Raw genomic sequence first — 14,518 nt, forward strand, 5'->3', positions numbered from 1 at the left:
GGCGGTGGGCCGAGGGAGATTTCCCTCGGTCCTTGAACCAGCGTCGTCGAGCTTTCGCTCAGGCGATCGACTTGGGGACGGTGAAGGGCTCGCGGTACTCGCGGGTGAGGAGCTTGTCGGCCTCGGGGGCGTTGACGAACGACTCGGTCTTGGCATTTACCTGGAGCTTGGGGCCGACGCGGTAGGTCAGCTCGTCGAGCTTGAGGCCGTTGTCCTTCGAGAGGTGCTCTTCCATCCGGCCGAGGGTCTCGTACGCTTCCTTGTTGTCGCCGAACGACTTGGAGGCGGAGTTGAACGGGACGTTCTCACCGAGGCGGTACGAGATGTTGGCCAGGTGGCAGAGGGCGCTGGAGTAGTGGCCTTCGAGGATGTCGGCGTGGAGCTCCGACGACTTGCGGCTGCGGACGGCGTCGATGAAGTTGGCGAAGTGGTTCGTCTGGCCCTTGTCGGCGTTCTCGGGCTTGGGCAACGGCTCGCGGTCGCCCCCCTTCTTGGGATAGAAGAAGTTGCCGGCGATGGTGCCCTCTTCGAGGTGGGCGATGTTGCCGACCGACTGGTCGAAGTAGCCCTTGGTCTCGAGGCCGCGGACCTCGAAGATGAGCTGGGTGTCGCCGTAGTCGAAGACGGCGATCTGGGTGTTCGCGGTCTCCCCCTGGTCCTGGTAGCCGAACCGGCCGCCCAGGCTGATGACGCTCTTGGGTAGAGTTGCACCCGGGATCAGCCAGCGGGCCTTGTCGATCTCGTGGACCCCCTGGTTGCCGATGTCGCCGTTGCCGAAGTCCCAGAACCAGTGCCAGTTGTAATGCACGAGGTTGGTGTTGAAGGCGTGCTCGGCGGCCGGGCCGGTCCAGAGGTTGAAGTCGAGGCCCTCGGGCGTGGCCGTGGTCGGCTGGGTCCCGATGCTCTTGCGCCTCTTGTAGCAGAGGCCCCTGGAGACGAGCAGCTTGCCGTACTTGCCCGACTTGACGAGCTCGGCGACATTGATCCAGTAGGGGTTCGAGCGGTTCTGGGTGCCGTGCTGGACGATGCGGTCGAACTTGCGTGCGGCCTCGACGGCAACGCGGCCCTCGTGGACGTTGTGGCTGCAGGGCTTCTCGACGTAGACGTCCTTGCCGGCCTGGCAGCCCCAGATCGTGAGCAGGGAGTGCCAGTGATTGGGCGTGGCGACCGAGATCGCGTCGAGTTCCTTGTCGTCGAGGGCCTGCCTGACGTCCTGCACCGTCTTGGGCTTGGCCCCCTTCCCGAGGGTCTCGAGCGCGTAGAGGGCGGTGGCGGGGGCGTAGGTCCTGGTGTCGGGGTCGATCAGGTAGGTGATCTCGACCCCCTTCATCCGGGCGAACTCATGGATGTGCTCACGACCTCGGCCGTGGATGCCGGCGACGCCGATGCGGATCGTGTCGTTAGCGCCGATGACCCGGCCCGACGACTTGGTCCCGCCGATGGCGAACCCCGCCGAGATGCCCGCGGCGGCCATCGAACGACTCAGGAACCGACGGCGACTCAGGTGAGACATCGGCTTTCTCCGGACGGTGGGGATGAGCTTTGGGCCGGTCTCGGCCCGGTTCATCCCGGGATTATGGCCGATCCGGCGCGCGATTCCCAAGGAAATTTCGGGCCTTTTGCCGCGTGGATCGCTTCATGATGTCTTTTGATGAGGCTTCGAAAATGCGAATCGCCCCCCGAGGCCATGCTCGAGGGGCGATGATGTGTCAGATCGGACTACTTGGCGGGAGTCGCTCTAACCTTCTGATCTTCAGGTTCGAGGCGTATGGCCCTCGGGGTGATGATGATCAGCCGCTGGATGTCTTTGGTATTGGCATCCGCGACGCCCGCCTTGTCCCCAGCTTGCGGTTCGACCTTGATGACGACGCTGGAGCCGTCGGGGACCTCGCAGGAGAGATGGCCTTTGCTCACGACAAAGGGCGGCTCGGGCTTCTTGAGCACGATGGTCGTCGGCTTGGAGGTGTCGAAGTGATCGAAGGCTGAATAAGGAGGCAGCGATACGTTATGGTACTTGGCCTTGAAGCTCACCCCCTCGGGAGTGAAGGACCCAGAAGCCAATACAGTCGCCTGGGTCACGGCCTGGAATTTCTCTTGATTGGGTGGAGAAAGTTGATCGGTTAAGCGAACGGATAAATGACGAGAAGTCGAAATAAGGGCTTGCATGCCTTCGAACATTGTTACTTTGGGGGCTTGCACGACGGTTCTCTCAGGTCCGCTCGCGAGGACGGTTCGGAGGAGTTGGGCAAGGTCCTTTTGATCGAGGAGCCAGGAGGTTGCCTGTTCTCCTCCCGAGGTATTGGCCTGTCGCCCATTCAGGAATTCTTTCCAGGCTTTGGCGTCGATGGATGCAAATCGGACTTCTTGACTGACCTGATTGTCACTCATCGGCTTGGGGAACTCTAGAGGAGTTGCGACCTGTCCCCGTCGACCTTCCTGGAAGGCTTTCATCTGAGCCTTATTCCACTCCGGTTGCATATCCATATCCGGATCAGGAGCCAAGAGGATGACATCTTCAATGCCGTGAGTGCCGGGGAAAACAGGGGTGCTCTTGATCGTCACGCCGGGGCTGTCTGCCTTGGTTTCGCCGCTTGACGAGGCCTCGGGCTTGTCCTGCGGCTCCTGGCTCGCGCCGGCCGAGGCGGCGGTGATGGCGAACAGGGCGGCGAGGGGCAACGCGGCGAAGGGCCAGAGCGGGCGTCGGGCCTGGGGATTCGAGGGCGTCATGCCGATGAGCTCCTGAATGCGAGGGAGGAGGGACGGGGTTTCGCCGGCCAGGACCGCCCCGAGCGGGAGCGGTGCCGAGGGCCTCTGTCGAAGTCGGGCGACCGATTCCAGGGCCCTGGCCAGGGCCATCGGGTTGCGGGTGATCCGGATGGCCAGAGCATCGGCGCAATACTCGCGCTGATGCCGCAACGAGCGCGAGAGCCAGTGGACGGCCGGGTGGAAGAAGAAGGCGAGCTCCAGCAGGCGCTGGGCCAGGTTGATGACGTGGTCGCCCCGGCGGGCATGGGCCAGCTCGTGGGCGAGGACGGCCTCGACCTGCTCGCCCGAACTCGCGACGAGCCAGCGGTCGGGCAGGAAGATCAGCGGGCGGACGAGGCCGCAGAGGCAAGGCTCGGAGACCCTCGGGTGGACCAGCAGCAGCGGCGCCTTCCTGAGGTTGAGCCGGCGAGAGAGTCGACGAATCCTCGCCTGTTCATGTCCCGGTGCCGGGATCGACTCGCGCCGGAGCCGACGCAGCTCGCTCGCCCCGATCGCCGGGATGACGCCGAGCCCGATGATCCCCAGGATCCAGGCCACGAGGCCGATCGGCCGGACGGCTCGCAAGAGATTCACCGCATCGTTGATGTAGTTGCGGTTGATGGCATTCCACCATGAGGCGGCAGTTGGCGGCGTGGGCATCGGAGCCTTCAAAGGCTCCTCGAGCTTTCGCGTTGTAGGTGCGACGCCCGTCCCGATGACCACGGTCGAGACGCTCGTCGTCGCCACTCTCGGCCCGATCGCGGGGGACGCGACCTGCCAGCCGGCCAGGAGGATCGGCGCGATGGCGACGAAGGCCAGGGAGCCCAGCAGGATCGCGTGGCGGGTTCGGTGCGAGAGTCCCGCCCTACCCTGCACGATTAAGGCGACCGCCGAGGCGACGGCGGCTCCGATCCAGAGGCCGTGCAGGAGCGCGAGCCAGAGCAGTCGGGCGCTCAGCCCCTGGAACGCTTCGGGCGCGAGGGAGGGCATGGGCGGTCTCCTTCCTTGGGTTCGGCGGCCTGGCGGTCCTGGTACGCGTCGAGCAATGAGCGGATCTGGTCGAGCTCGGCCCCCGAGGGCTTCGACTGGTCGAGCAGGTGGGCGACGAGCAGGCTCGCCGAGCCGCTGTAGACGCGCTTGAGCGTCTCCCCCAGCAGCGAGCTCAGGGTCGTTTCCCGGGGCGCCGCGGGTTCATAGATGAACGCCCGCCCCTGCGGCTCGCGGCGCAGCAGGCCCTTGTCGGCCATGACGTTCATGAGGCTCATGACCGACGTGTAAGCCCGGGGCGACTCCGCCTCCCGGTTCACCACCTCCGCCACGTCGCGCACCGTCGCGGGCTCTCCCCGGTCCCAGAGGACCTTGAGGATCTCGAGCTCGGCGGGGGTCGGCTGTTCGTGTCGAGGACGCACCATGCCCGGCTGACCTCCTTGTCGTTCGATTCGTTCGTTGGGGATCTCTCGCCGTCGCAGAGGATCTTACGGGTTTTGCCGTAGATGTCAACGGGGTAACCCGTAGATGGGGCCGGGCTCTTCAGGGGGGAAAATCTCCGCGGGCCGGTTAAGTCGGGCGCGACCTTACGGTTCTCCACGTAGGCCTGAATGGGATCGGTTCATTGCAAGATGTCTGGTCGAGGGCAGATCGCGATGCATGACGTGGCGATTATCGGAGGCGGGATCGCGGGGATGGCCACGGCGGCGCGGCTCCAGGCGCGTGGGTTCTCGACGGTCGTCCTGGAGGCCCACGGGCAGCCCGGCGGCTGTGCGGGGTTCTATCGACGCAAGGGGTTCTCGTTCGACGTCGGGGCCACGACCCTGGTCGACTTCGGCCCCGGGGGCGTCGGCGGCGAACTGCTCGAGGCCATCGGAGCCGAGCCGCTCGACGGCGAGGCCCTGCCGGGTTACGTGGGCTGGCTCCCCGATCGAACTGTTGCGCTGCATCGCGACCCGGCGGAATGGGATCGGGAGCGGCTCCGTGCCTTCGGCGAAACCCCGGCCCATCGCGGGTTCTGGCAACTGCTCGACCGGCTATCGTCCGTTTTCTGGGGGGTGAGCCGACGCGGGGTCAAGCTGCCGATCCAGAGCCTCGGCGATGCGATCGGTGCGGCGCGGGCCCTCGGCTGGGAGGACGGCCTGCTCGCCAGATATGTGCGATGGACCGTCGCCGACGCCCTGCAGGCCTACGGACTATCCGGCGAGGATGCCCTCAAGGGGTTGCTCGCGATGATCGTGGAAGACACCGTGCATAGCTCCCTGGATAAGGCCCCTTTGATCGATGCGGCGCTCGGCGTCACGATCCGGGGGGCCGGGCTCCATCGGGCCCGCGGCGGCATGCGAGGGTTCTGGCGAGGGTTCGTGGATCATTACCGATCGCTGGGGGGCGAGCTTCGCGTCGGCTGCGCGGTGGATCGCATCGAGGGCCAGGCGGGGGCTTTTCGCGTCATCACGCGCCGAGGGGTCTTCGGTGCGGCGCGGGTGGTGTCGGCCTTGCCCGCGGGCCTGACGGCCAGGCTCGGGCCGGCCCCCGTGGCGAGGAAGCTGGAGCCGTATCTCCGTCGCGATGCCGCAGCCCAGGGAGGCGCGATCGTCGTCTTCCTCGGGGTGCCGGAGGATGAGGTCGACGGGCAGGCCTGGACCCACCATCAACTCTTGCAGGATTACGCCAGGCCGCTCGGCGATGGGAACAACATGTTCGTCTCCGTCTCGGCCGACAGCGACCTCGAGAGCGCCCCGCCCGGCCATCGCGCGGTCATGATCTCGACCCACTGCGAGCTTGGTCCCTGGGAGGGACTTGGTAACGAAGAGTACGAGGCCCGCAAGCGCGAGGCGGGCGAGCGTCTCCTCGGGTGCGCGAGGCGCGTCTACCCGGAACTGGGCCGTCGGGCGGTCATCTGCGAGGTCGCCACGCCCAGGACCTTCGAGCGGTTCACCAGGCGTCCTCGAGGCGCGGTGGGCGGGGTGAAGCAGAGCCTGAGCAATGCGAACCAGAACGCCCTGCCGCACGATGTCGGCATCCCCGGCTTCTGGCTCGTCGGCGACAGCACCTGGCCGGGCCTGGGGACCGTGGCCTGCTGCCTCGGCAGCCGGCTCGTCGCCGAGGGGATCCTAGCGAGCACGTCGCGACCGAAATGGATTTGCGGGCGTCGGGCACGTTCGCAGCCCGCGAATCATCCGGTCCCTGAATACAGCATGTGATGCCGTCGTCAGGTGATTGCGGGTTGCTTGCTCTGGAAGGAGGCTTCCAGGCGGCGCAGGCCCTCGTCGATGGAGACGGCCGGCTCGTAGCCGAGGTCGCGGCGGGCGGCGTCGATGTTGAACCAGTGGGCGGTCGAGAGCTGATGGGCGAGGAACCGCGTCATCGGCGGCTCGCCCGAGATCCCGAACGTGCGGTAGATGGTCTCGAGCAGGCTGCCGGCGGCGAGCGCGAAGCCCATCGGCACGGAGCGCGTGACGGGCGGGGCCCCTGCTGCGCGGAGGATCCGGTTGATCAGATCCCAGAGGGGCACCGGCTCCCCTTGCGAGAGGAAGTAGGCCTTGCCGGCGATGGGAGAGCCGGGGGCGAGGCGGTCGGCTGCGAGCAGATGGGCCTGGGCGGCGTTGTCGATGTAGATGGTGTCGACGAGATGATCCTCGCGGCCGATCTTGCGGAGCCGCCCGGCCTTGGCCTTGGCGATGACGCGGGGGATCAGGTGGTTGTCGCCGGGGCCCCAGATCAGGTGCGGGCGGAGCGCGACCGTCGCGAGCTTCTCGTCGTTCGCAGCCAGGACGAGGCGCTCGGCCTCGGCCTTCGTCGCCGAGTAGAACGACTCGTGGTGCGCGGGGTACGGGGCCGATTCGTCGACCCCCGCCATGTCCTTGCCGTCGAAGACGACGCTGGGGGAACTCGTGAAGACGAGCCGGCGGACTCCCAGGGCGCGGCAGGCGTCGATGATGTGGCGGGTCCCCTCGACGTTGGCGCGACGATACTCCTCGAAGGGGCCCCAGATGCCGGCCTTGGCCGCGACGTGGAAGACGACGTCGCAGCCTTCGACGGCCCGACGCACGGCGGTCGCGTCGGCGAGGTCGCCCCGGATCGTGGCCACGCCGCGTTCCTTGAGTCGGGGATATTCGCCCCGGGCCAGGGTGCGGACCGAGGCCCCCCGGGCGAGTAGGAGGTCGACGATGGCGCCGCCGAGGAAGCCGCCACCGCCCGTAACCAGCGCGTTCATTTCAGTTTCCTCGCCGCCCAGACGGCCAGCTTCTCGCGGAAGATCTTGGCGTTGTGGCGGATGTCGACGGGGAAGGCGGGATGATAGAGAATCATGTCGATATCACGAGTATGCGGATATTTTCGGCCGACCTCGAGTAGCTCGCGGCGGATCGAATCGAGGTCGATCCTGACGCGCTCGCCGTTGGCGGGACGGTTCAACTCGACGCAGAGGACGGGTCGCATCCGGCCGGGCACTCCGACGCCGACGAGCGCGGTGCGGAAGACGGCGGGATGCGTATTGAAGACGGCCTCGCAGGGGATGGTGAAGAGCGGGCCCCGCTCGGTCACGACCCGGTGGGCCTTGCGCCCGCAGAACCAGATCCGCCCCCGGTCGTCACGATAGCCGAGGTCCCCCATGCGGTGATAGAACCTCCCCGGCTCCGCCTCGATTTTGGCTAGGGCGGTCGACTCGGGGCGATGGAAATACTCGCGGGTGACGTTGGTCCCCTGCACCACGATCTCGCCGATCTCGCCGTCGGGCACGAGCAGCGAGTCGTCCCAACTTGCGATGGGCTCGTCGCTGATCTTGATGATTCGGACGGTCACGCCGTCGACGGGAGTCCCGACGCAGACCCCCGCCCCCTCGTCCGTGCGCTGACGCGTCTCCCCTAGTATCAGAGCGCTCGAGATCGAGCAGACGGGGAGGGCCTCGGTCGCGCCGTAGGGGGTGTGGATCAACGCGGAGGGCTCGAGGATGCCGGCGAAGGTCGCCAGGACCTCGGCCGGCACGGGGGCCCCGGCGGAGATCGCCCGGCGGAGCGTCGACAGGCGTGCGCCGTGGGCCGCGCCATACTCGCCCACGCGGCGGATCAGGGCCGGCGACCCGAACATATTGGTGACTTTAAACTCTTCGATGGCCCCGAGGATCCTGGTCGGGTCCACCTGCGCGGGGCGGGTCGCGTCCATCTCGGGGATGATCGAGGTCATCCCCAGCGCCGGGCCGAAGAGGGCGAAGAGTGGGAAGGTGCAGAGGTCGACCTCGCCCGGCTCGATCCCGTAGAGGCCGCGGAGCAACTCGACCTGGCGGTTGAAGATCGCGTGCGAGTAGACGACCCCCTTGGGGATCCCCGTGCTCCCGCTCGTGAACAGGATCGCGGCCGTCTCGCCGGTTTCCGGGCGGGCCATGACCGGCTCGTCACCCTTTTGCGATGCCCCCACGCGGGTGAGCTGGGCGAGGGTCGGCCCGCCCCCCGGCCAGCGTCGCCCGGCCGTCACGAGCTTCGTCAGCGTCTCCTTGCCCCAGCCCAGGACCTGCCGAGCCGCCTGGGCCTTGGGGATGCCGATGAAGGCCTCTGGGGCGGCCTCGCGGATGCACTGCTTCAGGTTCTTGAACCCCATGCCGGGGTCGATTAGGACGGGCACCGCGCCGAGCTTGAAGAGGGCGAAGGTCAGGGCGAAGAAGTCGACGCTCGGCTTGACCATCACGACCGTGCGGACTCCTCGATCGATCCCGATCGTCCTCAGGCCTCGCGCCATGCGGTCGCTGAGCGCATCGAGCTCGAGGAAGGTCAGGCGCTCGCCGCGCGCGGGCCAGATCACGGCCAGGGCGTCGCCGCGGCGGCGGGCCATGTCCGGCAGGCTCGCGGCGATGTTGCTGGAGCTGGAATCGGTGTCGATCAAGTTCGGGACATCCTGAGGCAAGGGTCGGAGTCAAATGCAGGGCGCAACCCCAAAGGAAAGAGCATACCGGATAACTCGCGATCGGACGAACGGTTCGAGGTCGTCGGATGGGTGGAGGCCCAGAAAATTCGGCGTCGGTTCGTCCGCTACGCCTCCGGAGCCTGATAACCCCGGCGGAGGAGGCCTGAGTAGTCCTCCTCATCACCCATGTCTATGGAGGAATGCGATGAGGCTCCTGGGGTTCATCGGGGTGGTCATGCTGGCCATCGCCGCCGTCACCCTCGTGCGGGTCGGCCTCGGTTGGGACCACTTCACCTCGAGGGATATGCCCTGGACGGTCCTGGCCGGCACGGTGGGCGGGTTCGCCTCCTGGCTCGTGGACCGCCGGAAGTCGAGGCGTCTGGCGGCCCGTTAATCGAGAAAAATGAAAAAGCGAAGGAATGTGAACTCGTAACGGATGGATTCGACTCATCGTCCCCAACGTATAGGCGACTCGTAACGAGTCAGGGTATGCCGATTCGGCGTGATGCCCTGCCAACGGGAGAATGCACAAACATGTTCTCGAAGCTATTGAAGTCGGATCATCGGCGCGTCTCATCCTCGTCACCGTCCCCGGCCCGCTCTCGCAAGCGTAAGCCGGCGCTGGAGTCGCTCGAGGGGCGACAGCTGATGTCGGTCGGCCCGGAGTTCTATGCCCCGGTGAATACGACGACCCGCAATGCGCAGTATGACAGTGATAATGCCACGTCGAACAACGGGACCTCGGTCGTCGTCTGGACCGATACTTATAGCAACACCGACCACGACATCCGGGCCCAGCGGATGGACCGCTACGGCAATAAGGTCGGGCCGGAGATCGTCGTCAGCTATAGCAGCCTCGACGAGGGGACGCCCTCGGTGGCGATCGACGCCTTCGGCGACTTCGTCGTGGCCTGGCGGCAGACCCAGACCAGCGGCGATACCAACGTCGTGGCGCAACGATTCAACGCGAACGGCGCGGCCGTCGGCGGCGTGATCCAGGTCGGGGCGGGGACGTTCAAGGAGTCCGACCCGGAGGTGGGGATGGATGCCTGGGGCGACTTCGTCGTCGCCTACACTCGGAATACCAACAATAATAACCCCGACATCTTCGCCAAGAGGTACGACAGCTACGGCAACCTGACCCAGGTGGTCAACGTCGCCACCACCGCCAAGGCCGAGACCAATGCGAGCGTATCCATGGCGGCCGACGGGCAGTTCGCCGTGGCCTGGGAGGAGGCGTACAGCTCGTCCGACCACGACATCAAGATGAACCGCTACAACGCCTACGGCGGGCTGGCCGGCTCGAGCTATATCGCGTCGAGCACCTCCTGGGATGAGCTGCCGAGCGTCGCGATCGACAGCTCGGGCAACACGGTGGTCGCCTGGGATCGCAACGGCACCGACATCAAGGCGAGGCGCGTCAGCAACACCGGCGTCATGGGCGCCGAGATCAACATCTCCAGTTCCTCGACCATCCAGGGCAGCGCGTCGGTTGCCTTGAAGCCGAGCGGCGGCGGGTTCGTGGTCGCCTACCAGAGCTTCTCCAACATCTTCCGCAACAAGGTCGCCGAGGTCTCGGCCTCCAACCAGGTCACGACGATCGACGCCGGCGCCGGCGGGCATGCGGTGGTCAGCATGAACATCTATGGCGATTACATCCTCACCTACACGTCCTCCGACGCGGGCGACGCCAACATCCGCGGCCGTCGCGGGCACCTGTCCTGATCCTCTCCCCTCTTCACGCCCCGAGTCCTTCCGCCGATTCGAGGCGTGAAAGGGCCCTCGCGATGAAAGTCGCGAGGGCCTTTTTTCTCGGCATTCATTCCTCGATATATCGGGTCGGCGTCGCCACAACCTTTGGATGTCGTTCGGTTATAATATGAAGTGATTTAAATTGGTATTGAATTTGTTTGATAAAATTAGTACACAATTGTATTTGGCGTAGGCGTGCTTTTCCGGGTTGAGTGCTCGATGAAGAGCCATAGGCGAGCCGCTCGATTTGGTCTTGACTCGGAGGATGTTTCGGGGGCGTTGCTTCATAATTGTATTGATAGTATTTTAGAAAATAAGGATAGCCCTTGAAGTGACCGATCGGGATGTGATAGGTTCGGGCCGAGTGTTCGTGAGGCCCGTTGCGCCACTCTGCAGATTGGCGGAGAGGGCAAGGCCGGATCTCGAGACCATCTCGGTGGATCCGCGACTCGGGCAATCATCGACGGAATTCCCGTCATGGCCTGGAGATGGCGGCGCAAGCGAGAGCCTCGCTCCATCGAGACGATGTCGCTTTCTCGCCGAGGTTGGGCCAGCCCGTTCCGGGCCCGATCCATTTGCATAAAGCCTTGCCCTGTGTGCCGTTTGGCGTGGAGATTGGCCGCGTCGTCAGGCCCCCCCTTTGCCTTCGATCGGAATCGTCTTGCGCCGCTGGCTCGTGACCTCGGAGTGCGAATATCATGCCCCGAGAGGGAACGTCACGCGAAGGACCGAGCGACGTTTCGACAGCACAAGGAGGTGCGGAGTGACCAACGAGTATCAAGGCGATTCCCCGGCGCCTCCGGGGCCCTCGCGAAACATTCGGAAATTCGCGTTCATCGATTCGTTGCGTGGCTGGGCCTTCCTCGGCGTCTTCCTCTGCCACGTCGGGCAAGAGGTCCGTCAGATCCCCGCGCCGATCGGCCGGGTGCTGACTCAGGGGGCGTTCGGCGTCCAGCTCTTCTTCATCCTGAGCGCCCTGACGCTTTTCCTCTCGCTCGAGTCACGTCGGGGGACCGAGGCCCGGCCGCTCCGGAATTTCTTCCTCCGGCGCTACTTCCGGATCGCCCCGCTCTTCTACGCGGCGGCCCTGTTCTATGCGTGCTGGCCGGTGACTCGAAGTTTCAACGCGGACCTCTATGGCGTGATCGACTGGCGAGGGCTCGTGGCGACCTTCACCTTCGTTCACGGCTGGAGCCCCTTCTGGATCAACCTGGTCGTGCCGGGGGGATGGTCGATCGCCGTCGAGATGACGTTCTACCTGTTTGTCCCCCTGCTCTTCCGCGTCGTCAGGCGCGCCGACCAGGCGGCCTGGGGCTGGTTCCTCAGCCTGCTGGCGGGCTCGATACTCTCGGTGGTGCTGGAGCGGTATCTGCACGCCGCATACGGCGGCCGATATCAGGCCAACGCGTACCTGTTCGGCCTCTGGTGGTTCCCCGCGCAGTTGCCCATCTTCTTCGTCGGGATCATGGCATACTTCCTGATGCGCGACACGCTCGACGCGACGAAGCCCGGGAATTACGGCGTCTCGCTGCTGATGCTGCTGGCGTCCTGCTACCTGTATGTCGCGCTCAGCGTGGGAGGGCCGCTCTCGTTCCGGGGGCTGCCGAATACGCTCTATGGCCTGGTCATCCTGCTCTTCGTCTGGTCGACGGCCATGCACCCGCATCGCCTGATCGTGAACCGGTTTCTCTCATACCTGGGGACGGTCAGCTTCAGCGCCTATATCACGCACTTCGCGGCACTGGCTGTGACCCGCGGCCTCCTCATTCGCGTCTGGCCCGGCCTGGAGGCGCAGCCCTGGCCGATCGTCCTGGCGACGTGGGGCGTGCTGGCGTTCGCGATGACCCTGGGGCTGTCGACCCTCACCTACCGCTATATCGAGATCCCCGGCCAGACCCTCGGCAAGCGAGTCATCGCCTGGCTCGAAGGCCAGAAGCGCGAGGAACGGGCGACCGCGGGTACGCCGCGCGGCCGCGACGGCTGGAACCCCGCCGAGGCCGTCTATTCGCGTTGAAGCGTCGGCGCCTCGATGTCAGGTGGCGACATCCTCGGTCCGGCTCGCGTCCGACACGGGATGCTTTTGCAGGAAGGCCTGCACGAGCGGCACGACCTCCGCGACCTCGTCCTCGAGGATGTAGTGGCCGGCCTCGGGGAACTTGTGGACCTCGGCCTTCGGGAACCGGCGGATCCACTCCGCGAGGAAGTGGCGGTCGAAGACGAAGTCCTTCATGCCCCAGGCAATGAACATGGGGACATGAGAGAGCATCTCGAGCCGGCCCTCGACCTCGCTGATCAGGTCGAACCCGCGGTCGCCGGGGCGGAGCGGGATGTCCTGGACGAAGCGATGGATGGCGATCCGGTTCGCCCAGGAATCATAAGGGGCGAGGTAGGCCTCGCGGACGACGGCGGGCATCTTGTAGTGCTTGCAGCCGATCGTGGCCGTCCCCCGGCAGAACGCGTTCAGGCCGCGGACCATCAGGGCCCCGACCGGCGAGTCGCGGCAGACCCAGAGGGCCCACGGGAACGACTTGGTCGGCGGCAGGTGGAAGGCGGCCGTGTTGAGGATGACGAGCCGGGCGATGCGCTCCGGGTGCCGGGCGGCATAGGTCATGCCGATCATCCCGCCCCAGTCGTGGACGACGAGCGTGATGTTGCGGTCGATCCCCAGGTGATCGAGCAGGGCCTCGAGGTCGTCGACCCGACGCGAGAGCGTGTACGTATATCTGGAGTCGTCGGGCTTGTCAGAGAGGCCGCAGCCGATGTGGTCGGGGACCACGGTGCGATACGAGCCGGAGAGCGCCTCGACGAGGTTCCGGTAGTAGTACGACCAGGAGGGGTTGCCGTGGACCATCACGACCGGATCCCCCTGCCCCTCGTCGAGGTAGTGGTAGCGCAGGCCGTTCAGGTCGAGGTCGCGACCGGGGTGGAGCCGCCGGAAATCGTCGAAGCTTTCGGTCATTGCGAGGAACCTGGGTCGTTGGCGAACGGGCGTGTGCGCTGCGATCGGGGGCGCCTCACCACTCGAGCCCGAGCATCAGGCAGTTGAGGCCGCTGCCGATGCCGAGGAAGGCCACGCGGTCGCCGGGGCGGAGGAAGTCGCGATCCTCGGCCAGCGCGGCGGTCAGCAGCAGGGAGACGGTGCCGATGTTGCCGAGATACGTGTATGTGGAGAAGTCTTTATCCAGGGAGATCCCCAGTGTCTGGAAGATCGTGTCGCGGTGGCCCGAGCCGACCTGGTGGCAGATCACCTTGTCGATCTGGTCTTTCATCCAGCCGAGCTTGCGGAGGAAGGCCGCCCAGGTGCGGGTGCCGAGCTCGACGCCGTGCTTGAGGACGGCGATCGAGTCGGTGGCCATGAACTGGGAGAAGCCGAAGGGGCGGATCGCCTCGATCCCCCAGCGGCAGAGGGCGTGGAACTGTGGCGCGGTCTGCGTGACGCCGCCGAGGAGCTTGCGCCGCTTCTCGGGCGAGAACGAGCCGTCCGTCAGCAGCACGGCGACGGCGCCCGAGCCTCCCGTGAGGGTCGCCAGCGACTCCTTGAACGTCTCCATCGTGCCGGAGGTGAGCATCCGGTCGATCATGATGTCGTTGATCTCGCGTGCGGTCTCGCACGAGACGACCATGCCCGCGCGGATCTGGCCGAGCTCGATCCGGTTGGCGATGTCGATCATGCCGTTGAGCACGCCGAGGCAGGCGTTGCTGATGTCGTAGACGGCCGCGTCGCCCGAGACCCCCACGCCCGCGGCGACCCGGCAGGCCGTGGCCGGCTCGAACAGCTCGCGGCAGACCCCCGCGTAGATCAGGACGTCGAGGTCCTCGGGCTCGACCTTCGAGTTCGCCAAGGCCTGCTTGGCTGCGGCGGTCGCCCCTTCGGAGACGGGATAGCCCTCGTCCCACCATCGCCTCTCGACGATCCCGGTCAGGGCCTCGATCTGTCCCGGGGGGATGCGCAAGGCGTCGTAGAACTGCTTGAGCCGCCCCTCGAGCTCCGCCGAGGTGACGACGATGGGGGGCAGTTCGTATCCGATCGCGTCGATATAAACCCGCGAGTATCTCATCGAGTCTCCGCTTCGAGGCCGTCGCCCGGCGTCTCGTCGTCGCAGGGCGATGCCCCTTGCTGCGAAGGGCCGAGTGC

At 66.0% G+C, this 14,518-nt stretch carries 11 protein-coding genes; 4 read left to right on the forward strand and 7 right to left on the reverse strand.

What is annotated here, in order from left to right:
• Nucleotides 1-58 precede the first annotated feature (58 nt).
• From ACOYYX_RS23850 to ACOYYX_RS23860, 3 genes are all read right to left on the reverse strand, one after another.
• Nucleotides 59-1,513 (reverse strand): Gfo/Idh/MocA family protein, encoded by a 1,455-nt coding sequence (locus tag ACOYYX_RS23850; RefSeq protein WP_422924374.1) that lies wholly within the window; start codon nt 1,511-1,513, stop codon nt 59-61.
• Between the two features lie 206 nt (nt 1,514-1,719).
• Nucleotides 1,720-3,735, reverse strand: a complete 2,016-nt coding sequence (locus ACOYYX_RS23855) for a M56 family metallopeptidase (protein WP_422924376.1) — start codon at nt 3,733-3,735, stop codon at nt 1,720-1,722.
• Nucleotides 3,699-4,157 carry a BlaI/MecI/CopY family transcriptional regulator gene (locus ACOYYX_RS23860; RefSeq protein ID WP_422924378.1) on the reverse strand — a complete coding sequence of 153 codons (459 nt, stop codon included), beginning with the start codon at nt 4,155-4,157 and terminating at the stop codon, nt 3,699-3,701. The genes ACOYYX_RS23855 and ACOYYX_RS23860 overlap by 37 nt, the downstream gene beginning before the upstream one ends.
• 231 nt (nt 4,158-4,388) lie before the next feature.
• Here ACOYYX_RS23860 and ACOYYX_RS23865 point away from each other — a divergent pair, with 231 nt between their 5' ends.
• Nucleotides 4,389-5,936: a phytoene desaturase family protein gene (locus ACOYYX_RS23865; RefSeq protein WP_422924380.1), complete on the forward strand. Its 1,548-nt coding sequence runs from the start codon at nt 4,389-4,391 to the stop codon at nt 5,934-5,936.
• Nucleotides 5,937-5,944: 8 nt separating this feature from the next.
• On the opposite strand, the gene ACOYYX_RS23870 is transcribed toward ACOYYX_RS23865, so the two are convergent.
• Nucleotides 5,945-6,949, reverse strand: coding sequence for an NAD-dependent epimerase/dehydratase family protein (locus ACOYYX_RS23870; protein ID WP_422924382.1), 1,005 nt, complete (start codon nt 6,947-6,949; stop codon nt 5,945-5,947).
• Nucleotides 6,946-8,559 (reverse strand): fatty acid CoA ligase family protein, encoded by a 1,614-nt coding sequence (locus ACOYYX_RS23875; protein WP_422931660.1) that lies wholly within the window; start codon nt 8,557-8,559, stop codon nt 6,946-6,948. Before ACOYYX_RS23875 ends, ACOYYX_RS23870 begins: the two co-directional genes overlap by 4 nt.
• A gap of 277 nt (nt 8,560-8,836) precedes the next feature.
• Between ACOYYX_RS23875 and ACOYYX_RS23880 the strand changes: the two genes are divergently transcribed.
• From ACOYYX_RS23880 to ACOYYX_RS23890, 3 genes are all read left to right on the forward strand, one after another.
• On the forward strand, nt 8,837-9,025 hold the full coding sequence (locus tag ACOYYX_RS23880) for a hypothetical protein (protein ID WP_422924384.1): 189 nt from the start codon (nt 8,837-8,839) through the stop codon (nt 9,023-9,025).
• Nucleotides 9,026-9,165: 140 nt separating this feature from the next.
• A complete protein-coding gene (locus tag ACOYYX_RS23885) occupies nt 9,166-10,356 on the forward strand; it encodes a hypothetical protein (protein WP_422924386.1) in 1,191 nt (396 codons plus the stop codon).
• Nucleotides 10,357-11,146: 790 nt separating this feature from the next.
• The gene (locus tag ACOYYX_RS23890; RefSeq protein ID WP_422924388.1) at nt 11,147-12,397 is read left to right on the forward strand and encodes an acyltransferase family protein; all 1,251 of its coding nucleotides are present in this window, start codon (nt 11,147-11,149) and stop codon (nt 12,395-12,397) included.
• A gap of 18 nt (nt 12,398-12,415) precedes the next feature.
• Here the strand turns inward: ACOYYX_RS23890 and ACOYYX_RS23895 are convergent, their stop codons facing one another.
• Nucleotides 12,416-13,342 (reverse strand): alpha/beta fold hydrolase, encoded by a 927-nt coding sequence (locus tag ACOYYX_RS23895; RefSeq protein WP_422924389.1) that lies wholly within the window; start codon nt 13,340-13,342, stop codon nt 12,416-12,418.
• Nucleotides 13,343-13,397: 55 nt separating this feature from the next.
• A complete protein-coding gene (locus ACOYYX_RS23900; RefSeq protein ID WP_422924391.1) occupies nt 13,398-14,441 on the reverse strand; it encodes a 3-oxoacyl-ACP synthase III in 1,044 nt (347 codons plus the stop codon).
• Between the last annotated feature and the right edge of the window lie 77 nt (nt 14,442-14,518).

The organism is Singulisphaera chitinilytica, from assembly GCF_049331405.1.
Lineage (GTDB): Bacteria > Planctomycetota > Planctomycetia > Isosphaerales > Isosphaeraceae > PoT.

What these genes read in the sequence shown, in the direction of transcription:
- ACOYYX_RS23850 (WP_422924374.1), bottom strand. Translation starts at nt 1,513, where the DNA reads ATGTCTCACCTGAGTCGCCGTCGGTTCCTGAGTCGTTCGATGGCCGCC.
- ACOYYX_RS23855 (WP_422924376.1), bottom strand. Translation starts at nt 3,735, where the DNA reads ATGCCCTCCCTCGCGCCCGAAGCGTTCCAGGGGCTGAGCGCCCGACTG.
- ACOYYX_RS23860 (WP_422924378.1), bottom strand. Translation starts at nt 4,157, where the DNA reads ATGGTGCGTCCTCGACACGAACAGCCGACCCCCGCCGAGCTCGAGATC.
- ACOYYX_RS23865 (WP_422924380.1), top strand. Translation starts at nt 4,389, where the DNA reads ATGCATGACGTGGCGATTATCGGAGGCGGGATCGCGGGGATGGCCACG.
- ACOYYX_RS23870 (WP_422924382.1), bottom strand. Translation starts at nt 6,949, where the DNA reads ATGAACGCGCTGGTTACGGGCGGTGGCGGCTTCCTCGGCGGCGCCATC.
- ACOYYX_RS23875 (WP_422931660.1), bottom strand. Translation starts at nt 8,559, where the DNA reads ATGGCCCGCCGCCGCGGCGACGCCCTGGCCGTGATCTGGCCCGCGCGC.
- ACOYYX_RS23880 (WP_422924384.1), top strand. Translation starts at nt 8,837, where the DNA reads ATGAGGCTCCTGGGGTTCATCGGGGTGGTCATGCTGGCCATCGCCGCC.
- ACOYYX_RS23885 (WP_422924386.1), top strand. Translation starts at nt 9,166, where the DNA reads ATGTTCTCGAAGCTATTGAAGTCGGATCATCGGCGCGTCTCATCCTCG.
- ACOYYX_RS23895 (WP_422924389.1), bottom strand. Translation starts at nt 13,342, where the DNA reads ATGACCGAAAGCTTCGACGATTTCCGGCGGCTCCACCCCGGTCGCGAC.
- ACOYYX_RS23900 (WP_422924391.1), bottom strand. Translation starts at nt 14,441, where the DNA reads ATGAGATACTCGCGGGTTTATATCGACGCGATCGGATACGAACTGCCC.